The organism is Pseudomonas sp. NPDC089408, assembly GCF_044749445.1.
GTDB lineage: Bacteria > Pseudomonadota > Gammaproteobacteria > Pseudomonadales > Pseudomonadaceae > Aquipseudomonas.
Map to the genome: position 1 here is coordinate 24,650 of NZ_JBIVHY010000019.1, position 15,235 is coordinate 39,884.

At 63.4% G+C, this 15,235-nt stretch carries 14 protein-coding genes and 1 pseudogene; 11 read left to right on the forward strand and 4 right to left on the reverse strand.

Features of this window, described 5'->3' with window-relative positions; genetic code table 11:
* Positions 1-67: 67 nt before the first annotated feature.
* The 3 genes from ACIP02_RS23155 (at position 68) to ACIP02_RS23165 (ending at position 2,831) form a co-directional block, all read left to right on the forward strand.
* Positions 68-1,426: an aspartate aminotransferase family protein gene (locus ACIP02_RS23155; RefSeq protein WP_400621111.1), complete on the forward strand. Its 1,359-nt coding sequence runs from the start codon at positions 68-70 to the stop codon at positions 1,424-1,426.
* A 251-nt stretch (positions 1,427-1,677) separates the two neighbouring features.
* Positions 1,678-2,232, forward strand: a complete 555-nt coding sequence (locus ACIP02_RS23160; protein WP_016485777.1) for a helix-turn-helix domain-containing protein — start codon at positions 1,678-1,680, stop codon at positions 2,230-2,232.
* Positions 2,233-2,315: 83 nt separating this feature from the next.
* On the forward strand, positions 2,316-2,831 hold the full coding sequence (locus ACIP02_RS23165; protein ID WP_400621114.1) for a ProQ/FinO family protein: 516 nt from the start codon (positions 2,316-2,318) through the stop codon (positions 2,829-2,831).
* Between the two features lie 253 nt (positions 2,832-3,084).
* On the opposite strand, the pseudogene ACIP02_RS23170 reads toward ACIP02_RS23165, so the two are convergent.
* Positions 3,085-3,228 (reverse strand): annotated as a pseudogene (locus ACIP02_RS23170) (YceK/YidQ family lipoprotein); the annotation flags it as partial.
* A gap of 36 nt (positions 3,229-3,264) precedes the next feature.
* Between ACIP02_RS23170 and ACIP02_RS23175 the strand changes: the two are divergent.
* Positions 3,265-4,257 carry a hypothetical protein gene (locus ACIP02_RS23175; protein WP_400621117.1) on the forward strand — a complete coding sequence of 331 codons (993 nt, stop codon included), beginning with the start codon at positions 3,265-3,267 and terminating at the stop codon, positions 4,255-4,257.
* A gap of 139 nt (positions 4,258-4,396) precedes the next feature.
* Here ACIP02_RS23175 and ACIP02_RS23180 read toward each other — a convergent pair whose 3' ends face one another.
* A complete protein-coding gene (locus ACIP02_RS23180) occupies positions 4,397-6,478 on the reverse strand; it encodes a TonB-dependent siderophore receptor (protein ID WP_400621268.1) in 2,082 nt (693 codons plus the stop codon).
* 377 nt (positions 6,479-6,855) lie between these two features.
* Between ACIP02_RS23180 and ACIP02_RS23185 the strand changes: the two genes are divergently transcribed.
* The 5 genes from ACIP02_RS23185 to ACIP02_RS23205 all read left to right on the forward strand — a co-directional run bounded on the left by ACIP02_RS23185 (position 6,856) and on the right by ACIP02_RS23205 (position 12,704).
* Complete coding sequence (locus tag ACIP02_RS23185; protein WP_400621120.1) at positions 6,856-6,996, forward strand: DUF3077 domain-containing protein; 141 nt, start codon at positions 6,856-6,858, stop codon at positions 6,994-6,996.
* A gap of 593 nt (positions 6,997-7,589) precedes the next feature.
* Positions 7,590-8,072, forward strand: coding sequence for a formate dehydrogenase subunit gamma (locus tag ACIP02_RS23190; protein WP_400621123.1), 483 nt, complete (start codon positions 7,590-7,592; stop codon positions 8,070-8,072).
* Positions 8,066-9,625 carry a formate dehydrogenase beta subunit gene (locus ACIP02_RS23195; RefSeq protein WP_400621126.1) on the forward strand — a complete coding sequence of 520 codons (1,560 nt, stop codon included), beginning with the start codon at positions 8,066-8,068 and terminating at the stop codon, positions 9,623-9,625. Before ACIP02_RS23190 ends, ACIP02_RS23195 begins: the two co-directional genes overlap by 7 nt.
* On the forward strand, positions 9,622-12,504 hold the full coding sequence (gene fdhF, locus ACIP02_RS23200) for a formate dehydrogenase subunit alpha (protein WP_400621129.1): 2,883 nt from the start codon (positions 9,622-9,624) through the stop codon (positions 12,502-12,504). The genes ACIP02_RS23195 and fdhF overlap by 4 nt, the downstream gene beginning before the upstream one ends.
* On the forward strand, positions 12,501-12,704 hold the full coding sequence (locus tag ACIP02_RS23205; protein WP_400621132.1) for a formate dehydrogenase subunit delta: 204 nt from the start codon (positions 12,501-12,503) through the stop codon (positions 12,702-12,704). Before fdhF ends, ACIP02_RS23205 begins: the two co-directional genes overlap by 4 nt.
* A 131-nt stretch (positions 12,705-12,835) precedes the next feature.
* Here ACIP02_RS23205 and ACIP02_RS23210 read toward each other — a convergent pair whose 3' ends face one another.
* Positions 12,836-13,699, reverse strand: coding sequence for a universal stress protein (locus tag ACIP02_RS23210; RefSeq protein ID WP_400621135.1), 864 nt, complete (start codon positions 13,697-13,699; stop codon positions 12,836-12,838).
* A 154-nt stretch (positions 13,700-13,853) separates the two neighbouring features.
* Between ACIP02_RS23210 and ACIP02_RS23215 the strand changes: the two genes are divergently transcribed.
* The gene (locus tag ACIP02_RS23215) at positions 13,854-14,471 is read left to right on the forward strand and encodes a tRNA-(ms[2]io[6]A)-hydroxylase (protein ID WP_400621138.1); all 618 of its coding nucleotides are present in this window, start codon (positions 13,854-13,856) and stop codon (positions 14,469-14,471) included.
* A 35-nt stretch (positions 14,472-14,506) separates the two neighbouring features.
* On the opposite strand, the gene ACIP02_RS23220 is transcribed toward ACIP02_RS23215, so the two are convergent.
* The gene (locus tag ACIP02_RS23220; protein ID WP_400621141.1) at positions 14,507-14,827 is read right to left on the reverse strand and encodes a YqjD family protein; all 321 of its coding nucleotides are present in this window, start codon (positions 14,825-14,827) and stop codon (positions 14,507-14,509) included.
* Between the two features lie 122 nt (positions 14,828-14,949).
* On the opposite strand from ACIP02_RS23220, the gene ACIP02_RS23225 reads away from it, so the two are divergent.
* Positions 14,950-15,213 carry a hypothetical protein gene (locus ACIP02_RS23225; protein ID WP_400621144.1) on the forward strand — a complete coding sequence of 88 codons (264 nt, stop codon included), beginning with the start codon at positions 14,950-14,952 and terminating at the stop codon, positions 15,211-15,213.
* The last annotated feature ends 22 nt before the right edge of the window (positions 15,214-15,235 follow it).

Below are 15,235 nucleotides of genomic sequence, written 5' to 3' on the forward strand. Positions count from 1 at the left end.
ACGGCTTTCCCCAATTACAAAAAAGTACCTGCGCAGCACGACTGCGCAACTTGATGGAGTGAAGACAATGAGTGAACAGAATTCGCAAACCCAGGCCTGGCAAGCACTGAGCCGCGACCATCACCTGGCCCCGTTCAGCGATGTGAAACAGCTGGCCGAGAAAGGCCCGCGCATCATCACCTCGGCCAAGGGCGTGTACCTGTGGGACAGCGAAGGCAACAAAATTCTCGACGGCATGGCCGGCCTGTGGTGCGTGGCGGTCGGCTACGGCCGCGATGAGCTGGCCGAGGTGGCCAGCCAGCAGATGAAGCAATTGCCTTACTACAACCTGTTCTTCCAGACGGCGCACCCGCCTGCGCTGGAACTGGCCAAGGCCATCGCCGATGTTGCCCCGCAAGGCATGAACCATGTGTTCTTCACCGGGTCCGGCTCCGAAGGCAACGACACTGTGCTGCGCATGGTCCGCCACTACTGGGCGTTGAAAGGCCAGAGCAGCAAGAAGGTGATCATCGGCCGCATCAACGGTTACCACGGCTCCACCGTGGCAGGCGCGGCCCTGGGTGGCATGAGCGGCATGCACCAGCAGGGCGGGGTGATCCCGGACATCGTGCACATCCCGCAGCCTTACTGGTTTGGTGAGGGCGGCGACATGACCGAGGCCGACTTCGGTGTGTGGGCGGCCGAGCAGCTGGAGAAGAAGATCCTCGAAGTGGGCGAAGACAACGTCGCGGCCTTTATCGCCGAGCCGATCCAGGGCGCCGGCGGGGTGATCATACCGCCGCAGACCTACTGGCCGAAGGTGAAGGAGATCCTTGCCAAGTACGACATCCTGTTCGTTGCTGACGAAGTGATCTGCGGTTTTGGCCGCACCGGTGAGTGGTTCGGCACTGACTACTACGACCTCAAGCCCGACCTGATGACCATCGCCAAGGGCCTGACCTCCGGTTACATCCCGATGGGGGGGGTGATCGTGCGCGACGAAGTGGCCAAGGTGATCAGCGAAGGCGGCGACTTCAACCACGGCTTCACCTATTCCGGCCACCCGGTGGCGGCGGCAGTGGGGCTGGAGAACCTGCGTATCCTGAAGGACGAGCAGATCATCACGCAGGTGCATGAGCAAACCGCGCCTTACCTGCAACAGCGTCTGCGCGAGCTGGCCGACCACCCGCTGGTAGGCGAAGTACGAGGCCTGGGCATGCTTGGTGCGATCGAGCTGGTGAAAGACAAGGCCACCCGCGCCCGTTATGAAGGCAAGGGCGTGGGCATGATCTGTCGCCAACACTGCTTCGACAACGGGCTGATCATGCGCGCGGTGGGCGACACCATGATCATCGCGCCGCCGCTGGTCATCAGCATTGAAGAGATCGACGAGCTGGTGGAAAAAGCCCGCAAGTGCCTGGACCTGACGTACGAGGTTGTGCGCTAAGGGCAGAACAAGTCTCCCATCCCTAGCGCGGTCTTTGTAGGAGCGGCCTTGTGCCGCGATCGGGCTGCGCAGCAGCCCCAGGATTTCAGCGTACATGCAAATATCGCTGGGGCTGCTGCGCAGCCCGATCGCGACACAAGGCCGCTCCTACAGGTGACCGCGTCAACTGCTCTGTGAAGCATTTTGCTTTGCGAGTCGAATCATGTACTTTTCAGGGCATTCTTTTCCCGTCCGAAAGTCGCGATTCAACTATGAAAGTGCACGAAGAAATCGAAGGCCTGGCAGTACTGATTCGCGACCTGCGCAAGTTCAAAGGCCTGACCCTGGGCGAGCTGGCACAGCGCATCGGCCGCTCGGTAGGCTTTCTGTCCCAGGTCGAGCGGGGCGTATCGCGCCCGACCGTGGCCGACCTTACAGCCATCAGCGAAGAGCTCGGTGTCTCCACCGCCTATTTCTACAAGCTGGACAAACCCCGTGAACTCGATTGGGTCACCCGCCCCCACGAGCGCCGCACCCTGCACTTGGCCGGTGGCATTACCGATGTGCTGGCATCGCCCACGATAACGGGTGCGTTCTCCATGCTCGACAGCCACCTGGAGCCGGGGGCGAGCAGTGGCGAGGAGTACCTGGACGACAGCTCGGAGCAGGGCTGCTTCGTGCTTGAAGGCGAGCTGACTGTGTGGCTGGGCGGCGGTGAGCCGGTAACGCTGCGCGCCAGTGACAGCTTTCAGCTGCAGCCCCATGCAAGCTTTCGCTACGCCAATCTGACCGACAAACCCACACGCGTGCTTTGGGTGTTCAGCTGATGGAAAGATGACCTGCGAACAATGAAGAGGCTGCATGGGTTATCCTTGCACCACGCAATCAACTTCAAGCAGTGAACTGAACGATGGGTTTTGAACAACTAGCAGAGCTACGCGACCGCCTGCGGGCGGAAAAACAGCAGGTAAAGGCCGAGAGCGCGAAACAGCCAAAGCGCAAGCCGTCCCCGCAGGCGAAGCCGCGTGAGCAGGATCCGGCGGTGGCTGCGATCTGGCCTTTGCAGAAGCATTTTCCACTGGCCTTCCCGGTCAACCCGGCCCCCAAGGTGCCGCTCAAGGAGGGCATTTTCAAGGATGCCGAGCAACACCTGGAGCTGCTTGGCCTGACCCGCGAACAGCTGAAACTGGGTATCTCGACCTGGTGCCGGGGTGCGCGCTACTGGGCAAGCATGGTCGAGGACGCACCGCGCCTGGACCTCGCTGGCCATGCCGCTGGCACCGTGACCGCTGCCCAGGCACTGCATGCCAAGCAACAGGCTTCGCGTCAGCGTAGCCAGGACCGGCGCAACCGGGCGAAGGCCAAACCGCAGGCTCCGGCCCCGGCCCCCGCCGCCGACGCTGAAGCAGTGCAAGCTGCCGACTGAGCCCAGTCGTACGCGACTGACGGGGCTGTCTCCAGCCCCGAACGCTGGCTTGACGTATCTCGAGCTCGCAAGCGTTTCGCGGATCTTGTGGGAGCGGGTTCACCCGCGAATGCAGCGGTAAAATCAGCATCGCATTCGCGGGTAAACCCGCTTCTGCATTTTTTGGTACGCGGATGGCCAGCCAGCTGGCCTTGCGGCGAACGAAGCGCCCGAAGGCACCACGACCCAGTCGGCGTAGGCTTGGCAGTTACCTTCACATGATCACGTTCAACCCACCCTTGATCGTGCACTCGTAAGGATCGCCGCCCATGTCTTCCGGCAAAAAGGCTGTCAGGTCGTAGGGCAGCAGCACGGTGTCGAGTACGAACGAGAAGGGGGCATCGATCAGGAATGGCCAACTGCTGAGTGTGTATCAGGGTTAACAAGGACGTTCATGATTCCCGTCGATATGCCGATCATGCTGCTCGGCTACATGATCTACATCTTTTCCGAAGTGTTTCTCTGGCTGCTCAGCGCCTGCCTGGTTGCCCTGCTGATTCCGCGTAGTCGGCGGTATGTGCTGGCGCGGCGTTGGCGCTTCGGCCTGCTGGCGGTGTTGCTGGCGGTCGGCAGCGTGCCTTACGTCGAGTCGGAGTTCAGCCACTGGCAGCAGTGGCGCGCGCACAACCCGCGGCTGGAGCATGAAGAAGTGCTGGGCGACCTGGTATTGCCTGCGGGCACCCAGGTGCACCTGGACAACCTTGACGACAGGGTGGATTACAGCGGCAAGCCCGTCCCCTATGGCATACAGAGCCTGGACCATGCCGAGTTCGACCGCACGCCGGGGACCATCATGGGTATGCCCGTGCGGCGTCTGAAACTGTGGCAGGGCCATGGCAATGCCACTGTCGAAACCGTATCTGCGCATGAACTGGAAGGTTGGAAGTGCGAGCCTGGGGAGGTCGAGTTCGAGTTTCCTTTCGGTGCGCATTTCAAATTTGCCGAATGGAAGCTGCATCAGTGTTATCTGGCGCCGGGTACCGAGTTGGGTGGCATCGTCTGGCCTGGGCCGGTGAGGGTGTTCTCCAGCGCCCCTGAGTGGGAGGCGAGGTCCGAAGGTACCCCGGTCCAGGTGCTGGGCATGGAGCTGCGTTGGCTGAGCATGCGTATGGCGCAGCCTTATGGACCGGCGCGCAGCTGGGATGGCTTCCTGAACCATGCTGTCGATTTTGGCCAGGTGCATTATCCGGCCGACATTCAAGTGCGCAGCCGTGACGGGCGCTTGCTGTTCAGCCTGCCATCCAGCAAGCGAGCGCTGGATCGACGCACCGGCAAGCCCATCGAAGGTGGCCATACGGTGGTGCAGAATGAGGCGGGGGAGGTGCTGGGGGTGCATACCAACGCCGATATGGGCATCCGTTTCTTCAATGAGCTTCTGGCGCCTTGAATGATCGCCTTGGTGGTCGCAACGTAAATGCAGAAACTTGCGCAGTCCCCTGTAGGAGCGGGTTTACCCGCGAATGCGATGGTGGTTTTCCGACGCATTCGCGGGTAAACCCGCTCCCACAGGTATCGTGCAGGCCCGCTCAATACTTCCAGGTCACCGAAGCCGTCAGGTTGCGCGGCGCGCCGTAGCTGGCGGTGGTCGCATTGTTGTACAGCGACAACAGGTACTTACGGTCAGTGACGTTGTTCAGGTTCAGTGACGTGCTCCAGTTGCTGTCGATGTCGTAGCTGGTCATCAGGTCAACCAGGCCATAGGCGTTCTGGTGAATGGCGCTGTTTTCGTCGTTTTCGATCGCCGTCTGCCAGCTGAGGCGGGCACCCACCTTCATCTGTGGCAGGCTCGGCAGGCGATAGGTGACCATGCCGCGCAAGCTGTGCGTCGGCACATATTTACGCGCCCGCTCGCCGTTGTCATTGTCGATGCGCACGTAGGTGTAGCCGCCGAGCAGGTCCAGGCCCGGCACCACTTCGCCAGAGGCCTGCAACTCCACGCCGTGGCTCTTGAAGTCCTCTGCTGTGTAGACTTCCTGAACCCCGTCATACCCCGCATCCACCGCCACATTGCGTTGCTCGGTCTTGAACAGCGCGGCAGTCAGGTGCAGGCGTTCGTCCATCACGCTGCCCTTGACGCCGACCTCCATGCTTTTGCCCTCCAGTGGGTCGAGTACCGAATGGTCGGTACCGGATACGTATTGGGGGTTGTAGATTTTGGTCCAGCTGCCATACACGCTCCAGGCGTCGTTCAAGTCGTAGACCAGGCCGGTGTAGGGGGTGACCTTGCCGTGCTCGCGCGTGTCGTGCGCGGTGCCATAGCTTTCGCCCTTGCCGTCGGCGCTGAGCAAGCGTGCGCCGGCTACCCAGTGCAGGTTATCGGCGAGGCTGAAGCGTGCCCCGGCAAACAGGCTTTTCTGCGTGTCCTGGAAGTTTTGCCCGAGCCCTTCGCTGGTAGCGCCGAACGATGGCATGGGGGTAGTGCCCGCAAGAATGCCCGAGAACGAGGTCTGGAAGGCGCTGCCGTGCTCCAGGTCCTCGTCGTATTCCTGGCCTTTCTGGTGCGTGCGCCCATACGCAGCGCCGAAGGTCAGCTGGTGCTCCCGCCCGAACAGGCTGAACGGCCCTTGCACCTTGGCCTCGCCGAGCAATTGGTGGGCCTCGCTGCGAGTATGGTTGGCATAGGCGTCGGCAACATCACCGGTCACCGAGCCGACGTAGAGCATGTTGGTATTCTGTTTTTCCTGCACCCCGGTGGCGGTGAGGGTGGCGTTCCAGTCATTGCCAAAATCGTGTTTCAGCTCGACGAAGGCACGCTGGGTGTGCAGGTTCCAGTAGGTCCACGGCTGGCCGATGCTGTTGCTGCGCCCGCTGTAGTGGATGGCATTGCCCTTGCTGTCGACCAGCGGCAGGTTGCCCCAGGTGCTGCCGTTGGAATCACTGCTGTGCTGGGAAAAGCCCACGGTCACGGTGTCGGCGTCGGACACATCGAACGCCAGTAGGCCTGCTGCCACATTGCGTTCGTGGCTGTAGCGGTCCATCCACGAGTTGCCTTTGTCGTGGGAGTAGATGAAACGGCCGCGCACATTGCCGCTGTCGGTCAGCGGGCCGCCCACGTCGATGTCAATGCGACGGCTGTCCCACGAACCGACGCTGGTATCGACCTGGGCCTGGAAGGTATCGGTCGGGCGCTTGCGTACGAAGTTGACCGTGGCGGACGGGTTGCCGGCGCCACTCATCAAGCCATTGGCCCCGTGCAGCACGTCGATCTGCTCATACTCGGCCAGGTCCTGGTCGCCGACCAGCGTGCTGCTGACGAAGGGCATGCCCATGCCGTCGTATTCGAAGGTATCGATATCGAAACCGCGCGAGGTGAACTCGGTGCGGTCGGTCTCGGTTTGCTCCACGGTTACCGAAGGTGCAGCGCGCAGGGCGTCCTTGATGCCGGTGATCTTGAAATCGTCCAGTGCCTGCCGAGTGATGGTGGTCACCGCCTGCGGCGTCTGCTTGTCGGTCAGGCCCAGTTTGGTGGTACTGGAGGATGCCCGGCCTTCGTAACCCTGGCTGATGCCGTCTACTGCTTCGCGGGTGCTGTCGATCTGGGTCGCGGGCAGGGTGAGGTTGTCGGCGGCGTGAACGACAGGCAGGGCGCTGCAGGCGCCGGCCAGCAGCAGACGGGCAGGGAGGTGACGTTTCAAAGGGGCAAGTCCTGGGCGGGGGAGTGGTCGTGGGATGTGCTTGGTGCGCTAATGAGAAATTACATCAATTGAGAATTTATCTTGATAAATAATCTTTCATGCGCCTTCACGTCTCGCGAAGCGGGAGGCCGCAGGGGCGCCGGTTACGTCGTTGCAGGAGCGGGCTTACCCGCGAACACGTGAGTATTTGTACAGGCGCCGCCCCAGTGCGTCATAGGCAAAGCTGACCGCATCACCTGGAAAGTACCCTGACCCAGGCCACCGAATACGCGTTTCGCGCCCTGTTGGTAGACCATCACGCCATCTGCACGCTACCCAAGCCTCCCACCGCCCGCATGCCCTTGGCAGTCATGCGTGACTGTTCACGCCGGGCGTCGTTTATCGGGGTAGTGGACAACGAACCGGTGCTGGTCTGGGCATCGCACTTTCTGGGTGACATGGCCAAGGCGCTGATGGACGACGCCCACATGGGCATGCGCAAGCACCGATGATCTGAAGGTGGGAGCGGGCTTGGCCTAAAGACCAGTCAGTAAGAAAAGGCGAGGTGTTCGCCATGGCTTTAGCATCGCCTATGCGATCGAGCGCCGCCCGCGCGGCGCTTCGCGGCACAAGGCCGCTCCCACATCTGTTTCGGGCCAGTCCATCCTATTAAGTCACCTCTATCCGCCTTGATTGTTCCCTTCGATATTGAAGGGGGCGCCGCTGGTCTCTATCAATCTCCAGCCATGCACCCAGGGTGCGCGCGCCAAAAGCACAGGCATAATTGGCCCGAAACAGATGTGGGAGCGGCCTTGTGCCGCGAAGCGCCGCGCGGGCGGCGCTCGATCGCCCAGGCAGTGCAAAGCTCAAGACAAGCACTGCGTCGGTTTCAGAATGCGCCTGGTCGCTCGCACGCAACCCCTCAGCGCCACAAGTGCCATGCTTGCAGGATGCCCACAGACCAGCGCGCACAGACGCGCGGCCGTGGGCGAGGAGGCCGCCGAACCCACGCAACCGTGACGTGGCCGGCGCGCCGCAGCAGAACACGCCGGTTACCTGCCCTCACAATAATTCAGGCAGGGGCCGTGATGCCGAGGTCCGCTGTATGCCTGATGAATTGCTCCACCTGCCCGCAGTCCAACATATTCTGGCCCGCGACAAGGGTACCCCCGGCGCGCTGTTGCCGATCCTGCATGCCATCCAGCACGGCATCGGCTATATCCCCGATGCCGCCGTTGCTGAAATTGCCCATGCCTTGAACCTCAGCCTGGCCGAGGTGCGCGGGGTAATCAGCTTCTACCACGACTTCCGTACTGCGCCGCCGGCACGCCACACCCTGCGCCTGTGCCGCGCCGAGTCGTGCCAGAGCCGGGGCGCCGAAGCCCTGGCCGCGCAATTGCGCGAGCAGCTGGCACTGGATGACCATGGCACCAGCGCCGACGGTGCCATCAGCCTGCGCCCGGTGTATTGCCTGGGTGCCTGTGCCTGCTCGCCAGCGCTGGAGCTGGACGGCCAGGTGCACGCGCGTCTAACTCCCGAGCGCCTGCGCGCGCTGGTCAACGGTTGCCGGGAGGACGCAGCATGCTGAAGCTGTACATTCCCTGTGATTCGGTCGCCCGCGCCGTGGGTGCCGACCAGGTTGCCGACGCCTTGCAACGTGAAGCCGAGCGCCGCCAGTTGCCGCTGGAAATCCAGCGTACCAGCTCCCGTGGGCTGTACTGGCTGGAGCCGCTGATCGAGTGCGACAGCGGGCAAGGCCGGCTGGGCTTTGGCCCGGTCACGCCAGCAGACGTGCCGGCCCTGCTTGATGCCCTGGCCGGCGAGCCCGGTGGCCACTCGCTGGCGCTAGGGCCGGTCGAGGACATCCCTTACCTGATGACCCAGCAACGCCTGCTGTTCGCCCGCGCTGGCATCACCCGCCCATTGTCGCTGGACGACTATCGCGCCCACGGCGGTTTTGCCGGGCTTGAGGCCGCCGTGGCGCTGGACGGTGCCGAGGTGGTTGCTGCCGTACTCGATTCCGGCTTGCGTGGCCGGGGGGGCGCGGCGTTCCCGGCTGGCATCAAATGGCGCACCGTGCGTGACGCCGGGGCCGGGCAGAAATACGTGGTGTGCAACGCCGACGAGGGCGACTCCGGCACCTTCGCCGACCGCATGCTGATGGAAGGCGACCCGTTCCTGCTGATCGAAGGCATGATCATTGCCGGCCTCGCCGTGGGTGCCGACAAAGGTTACATCTATGTGCGCTCGGAATACCCCGACGCCATCTGCGTGCTCGACCAGGCCTTCACCATCGCCCGAGAGGCCGGTTACCTGGGCAATGACGTGGCCGGCAGCGGCCGGGCCTTCGACCTCGAAGTGCGGGTCGGTGCCGGTGCCTATATCTGCGGCGAAGAAACCGCACTGCTCGAGTCAATCGAGGGCAAGCGCGGCATCGTTCGCGCCAAGCCGCCACTGCCCGCGCTGCAGGGCCTGTTCGGCCTGCCGACGCTGGTGCACAACGTGCTCACCCTGGCCTCGGTGCCGATCATCCTGGCCAGGGGGGCGGCGTTCTACCGTGATTTCGGCATGGGCCGCTCGCTGGGCACCATGCCGTTCCAGCTGGCCGGCAACATTCGCCAGGGCGGCCTGGTGGAGCGCGCCTTCGGCCTGACGCTGCGCGAGCTGGTGGAAGGCTATGGTGGCGGCACGGCCAGTGGCCGGCCGCTGAAGGCTGCGCAGGTCGGAGGCCCGCTCGGCGCCTGGGTGCCGCCCAGCCACTTCGATACGCCGCTGGACTATGAAGCCTTTGCCGCCATGGGCGCGATGCTCGGCCATGGCGGTGTCGTGGTGGCGGACGACACCTTGAACATGGCCAGCATGGCACGCTTCGCCCTGCAGTTCTGCGCCGAGGAATCCTGCGGCAAGTGCACCCCGTGCCGCATCGGTTCGACCCGCGGCATGGAGGTGGTCGACCGGCTGATCACCAGCAGCGACATGACCGAACGCCACGACCAGGCCCTGCTACTGCGCGACCTGTGCGACACCCTGCAGTACGGCTCGTTGTGCGCCATGGGCGGCATGACCGCCTACCCGGTGGCCAGCGCGCTCAAGTACTTCCCCGCCGATTTCGGGCTGACCACCACGGAGGCCGCACAGTGATCAATTTCTTCGACCCCGCTTCTGATAAAAGCAGCGACCTCGGCACCCCGGCGCGCGACAGCGACGTGCAGGTCAGCCTGAACATCGATGGCCGCGCCATCAGCGTGCCTGCCGGCACCTCGGTGATGCGTGCGGCGGCCATGCTCGGCACCAGCATCCCCAAACTGTGCGCCACCGACAGCCTCGAAGCCTTCGGCTCGTGCCGCATGTGCATGGTGGAAATCGAAGGCATGCGCGGCTACCCGGCGTCCTGCACCACGCCGGTCAGCGAAGGCATGGTGGTGCGCACCGAAACCCCGCGCCTGGCCGGCCTGCGCCGCAACGTGATGGAGCTGTACATTTCCGATCACCCGCTGGACTGCCTGACCTGCTCGGCCAACGGCAACTGCGAACTGCAGACCGTCGCCGGCCAGGTGGGCCTGCGCGAGGTGCGCTACGGTTATGACGGGGCCAACCACCTGGCAGAGAAAAAGGACGTTTCCAACCCGTACTTCGACTACGAGCCAAGCAAGTGCATTGTTTGCAGCCGCTGCGTGCGCGCCTGCGAAGACATCCAGGGCACCTTCGCCCTGACCATCACCGGTCGCGGTTTCGAGTCGCGGGTGGCGGCAGCGGGTGGCGACAACTTCCTGGCTTCCGAGTGCGTGTCGTGCGGCGCCTGCGTGCAGGCCTGCCCGACTGCAACCCTGACCGAAAAGAGCCTGGTGCAGCTGGGCCAGCCTGAACGCTCGGTGATCACCACCTGCGCCTATTGCGGCGTCGGTTGCTCGTTCCGTGCAGAAATGAAGGGCGACCAACTGGTACGCATGGTCCCGGACAAGAACGGCGGTGCCAACCACGGTCATGCTTGCGTCAAGGGCCGCTTCGCCTGGGGCTACGCCACCCACCCGGACCGCATCACCAAACCGATGATTCGCAAGCGCCTGGAAGACCCATGGCAGGAAGTCAGCTGGGACGAGGCCGTCACCTATGCTGCCAGCGAGTTCCGCCGCATCCAGCTCAAGTACGGGCGCGATTCCATTGGTGGCATCACGTCCAGCCGCTGCACCAACGAAGAAGCCTACCTGGTGCAGAAACTGGTGCGCACGGCGTTTGGTAACAACAACGTCGATACCTGCGCGCGGGTGTGCCACTCACCCACCGGCTACGGCCTGAAGCAAACGCTGGGCGAGTCGGCCGGTACGCAAAGCTTCGATTCGGTGATGCAGGCCGACGTGGTGCTGGTGATCGGCGCCAACCCCACCGACGCCCACCCGGTGTTCGGCTCGCAGCTCAAGCGCCGCCTGCGCCAGGGCGCGCGGCTGATCGTGATCGACCCACGGCGCATCGACCTGGTCGATTCGCCGCATGCGCGCGCCGAGCTGCACTTGCAACTGCGCCCGGGCACCAACGTGGCCATGCTCAATGCCCTCGCCCATGTGATCGTCACCGAAGGCCTGCTGGCCCAGCGCTTCATCGATGCCCGCTGCGAGACCGAAGACTTTGCCCGCTGGCGCGATTTTGTCAGCCTGGCGGAAAACGCCCCCGAAGCGCTTGGCCCGGTGTGTGGCGTGCCGCCTGAGCAGATTCGCGCCGCGGCCCGGCTTTATGCCACCGGCGGCAATGCGGCGATCTACTACGGCCTGGGCGTGACCGAACACAGCCAGGGCAGTACGGCGGTAATGGGTATCGCCAACCTGGCCATGGCCACCGGCAACATCGGCCGTGAAGGGGTAGGGGTGAACCCGCTGCGCGGGCAGAACAATGTGCAGGGCTCTTGCGACATGGGCTCGTTCCCCCACGAACTGCCTGGTTACCGGCATATTTCCAACGAGGGCGTGCGCACCGAGTTCGAGCGTGCCTGGGGCGTAACCCTGCAGCCCGACCCGGGCCTGCGTATCCCCAACATGTTCGAGGCGGCGCTGGACGGCAGTTTCAAGGCGCTGTACTGCCAGGGCGAGGACATTGCCCAGAGCGACCCCAACACCCAGCACGTGACGGCGGCCTTGCATGCCATGGAATGCGTGGTGGTGCAGGATATCTTCCTCAACGAAACCGCCAAGTTCGCCCATGTGTTTCTGCCGGGCAGCTCGTTCCTGGAGAAGGACGGCACCTTCACCAACGCCGAGCGGCGCATTTCGCGGGTGCGCAAGGTGATGGAGCCGTTGGCCGGCAAAGCCGACTGGGAAGCCACCGTGGCCCTGGCCAACGCCTTGGGCTACCCGATGAACTACCGCCACCCCTCCGAGATCATGGATGAAATCGCCCGTCTGACACCGACCTTCCGCCGGGTCAGCTACGAACAAATCGACCGCCACGGCAGTTTGCAATGGCCGTGCAACGACGCCGCACCTGATGGCACACCGACCATGCACATCGACCAGTTCGTGCGTGGCAAGGGGCGCTTCATGCTCACCGGCTACGTGCCCACCGACGAGAAGGTCAACACCCGCTACCCGCTGCTGCTGACCACCGGGCGTATCCTCAGCCAGTACAACGTTGGCGCCCAGACCCGGCGTACCGCCAACGTCGCCTGGCATGACGCCGACCGCCTGGAAATCCACCCGACCGATGCCGAAAGCCGGGGCATCCAGGACGGCGACTGGGTGGGTATCGGTAGCCGTGCCGGGCAAACCGTGCTGCGCGCCAAGGTCAGTGCGCGGGTGGCACCGGGGGTGGTGTACACCACCTTCCACTTCCCCGAGTCGGGGGCCAACGTGATCACCACCGACAACTCCGACTGGGCCACCAACTGCCCGGAGTACAAGGTGACGGCAGTGGAGGTGGTGAAAGTGTTCCAGCCCTCGCAATGGCAGAAGCGCTACCAGGACTTCAGTGAAGAACAGCGGCGCCTGCTGCAGGAACGCCGCACAGCGGAAAAAGCCGAGGTGCGTCGATGAGCAGCGACAACCTGGTCAAGATGGCCAACCAGATTGCCCATTATTTCGACAGCGAGCCGAACCGGGCGCTGGCGGTGCAGGGCGTGCGCCAGCACTTGCAAAGCTTCTGGACGCCGGCCATGCGCCGGCAGCTGGTGGAATGGATTGCAGCCAATGAAGGGGAGGGGCTGGACCCGAAGGTGCGTGAGGCGTTGGCCTAGAGATTTCTGGGCAATAAGAAATCCATGTAGGAGCGGGTTTACCCGCGAAGGCGTCGTTGGGCTAACCGCCGCATTCGCGGGTAAACCCGCTCCTACAAAAGCCCCGTCAATCCGGGGAGATGAAGCGGCAGTCAGCCTCGGGCCAATTCAGCCTGGTGGGCGATTGCCTCTTCACTTTTCAGCACCAGCACATCCCCCTCCAGCGCATCCAGCACCACTTCCGAGGTATTGCCGATCAACGCCCCGGTAATCCCCGTGCGGCACACGGTCCCGATCACCGTCACCACGGCATCCAGCAGCTTCTCGGTATGTGGAATCAACACATCCGCCGGTCCTTCGGCCACATGCAGGCATTCTTCGGCGATGCCGTACTCGGCTTGGAACGCCGAGCACGCCTCGCGGTAGCGCTTCTCGATGGTTTCGCTCAACTGGTACACCGGGTCCGACGCCGACAGCATCGGCGACGGGTGGGCGCTGATCACATGCAGTTCGCCCTTGGCTAGTTTGGCAATCTCGAACCCATGGTCGATTATGCTGGCATGCAGGCGACGGTGGTCCTGGTCCTGGTTACCCACATCCACCGCCGCCAGGATCTTGCCGCCCGTCCATTGCCGCTCGCTCTTGACCATCAGCACGGCACACGGGCACTGGCGCAGCAGCTTCCAGTCGCTGGGGGTGAGCAGGGCTTTTTTCAGCGGGTTGTCCGGGCGGTGTTCTTTGATCACCAGCTCGCAGCCCTCGGCCTGCTGCACGTAGATGATGGTGTCGTGCAGGTTGTCGCGCCAGGCTTCTTCATGGGTGACATTGTCGTAGCCGTCATCGTGCAACTGGCTGCTCAGCAGGCTCAGCAGCGCGCTGTGATCATGCCGTTTGTCGCACATCAGCAGGTGCAGGCGCGCGCCGGTGACGCCAGCAATCAGCTTGGCCCGGGTCAGCGCCCGGCTGTGGGCGTGCTCGGGGTCGAGGACGACGAGGATGCTGCGGACGGCTTGCATGGGCGTGAGCTCCCTTCAAAGGTGGCGACCAATGCCTGACTATAGTCGGCACTTCCCCCGCTGGCGCTTGATGTACATCAAGCATAGTCACTGGCGCCGCCCGCCGCCGCCGGTATAATCGCCGGCCCTGCCTGTTCTGTGTGGTTGTACGCTTATGTCCCTGATCTCCGAAATCGACGCCTTTCTTGGCTGCCCGACGCCAGATGCCTGGATCGAAGCGGCGCTGGCCGACCAGGAAACCTTGCTGATCGACCACAAGAACTGCGAATTCAAGGCCGCCAGCACCGCTTTGAGCCTGATCGCCAAATACAACACCCACCTCGACCTGATCAACATGATGTCGCGCCTGGCCCGTGAAGAGCTGGTGCACCACGAGCAGGTATTGCGCCTGATGAAGCGCCGTGGCGTGCCGCTGCGCCCGGTGTCGGCGGGCCGCTATGCCTCGGGCCTGCGCCGCCTGGTGCGCGCCCACGAGCCGGTCAAACTGGTGGACACCCTGGTGGTGGGGGCGTTTATCGAGGCGCGCAGCTGCGAGCGCTTTGCCGCGCTGGTACCGCACCTGGATGAAGAGCTGGGCCGCTTCTACCACGGCCTGCTGAAAAGCGAGGCGCGCCACTACCAGGGCTACCTGAAACTGGCGCACAACTACGGTGAAGAGGCGGACATCGCCCGCCGAGTAGAGCTGGTACGCGCTGCTGAAATGGAGCTGATCCAGTCACCCGACCAGGAGCTGCGCTTCCACAGCGGCATTCCGCAGGCGCTGGCCGCCTGATTCGCACCCGGCGGCCCAAGCCGGCCAAGCGTTCGTCAGTCGCGTCGGCCCAACAGCAGGCCGACCACCAGGCCAAGGCCAGCGGAAATCGCCACGGTCTGCCATGGATGCCCACCGATATAGTCCTGGGTGGCGTCCACCACCGGTTGCGCCTTGCTGCGCACGTTGCTGGCCGCCTGGCGGGCCTGGCGCAGCTTCAGGCTTACCTGCGCACGTAGCGTTTCTGCCTCGTCGCCTACCAGGGCGGCGCTATCGTTTAGCAGCTTTTCCGATTCTTCGATCAGTGACTGCAGCTCGCTGAATACCTGGTCCTTGATCTGATCGCTATCAGCCAATACGGAGTTTTTACGGGCCATGAACTCGTCCTCGTCGATGGGTTACTTGAACAATGGATACTTGTGCGCCAGAAAAGTTGCTTCGGCGTTGCAGCCAGGCGTTGGTGTAAGATAGCCGCCATTTACGATCAAGCAGGTGATTCATGAGTTTCAATCTGGCCAATATGAGCTTTGAGGAACGGGCACAGATCGAGGCAGAAAAGGCCCGGCTGTTCGAGTTTTGGCAGGCTAACCTGGGCAAGGCCAAGGGCGAAGCGGCTCGGCTGATCGCGGAAAAACCACGGCGCAAGGGCAAATGGGCCGAGTGGGTACGCGCCGAACTGGACAGCATGTCGCCGCCTGAATACGCCAGCATGGTGCGTAGCGAAGTCAACAAACTGATGGCAGCGGCCAGTGGCAACCGCTGAACATAACCCGCCGGGTGGGCTG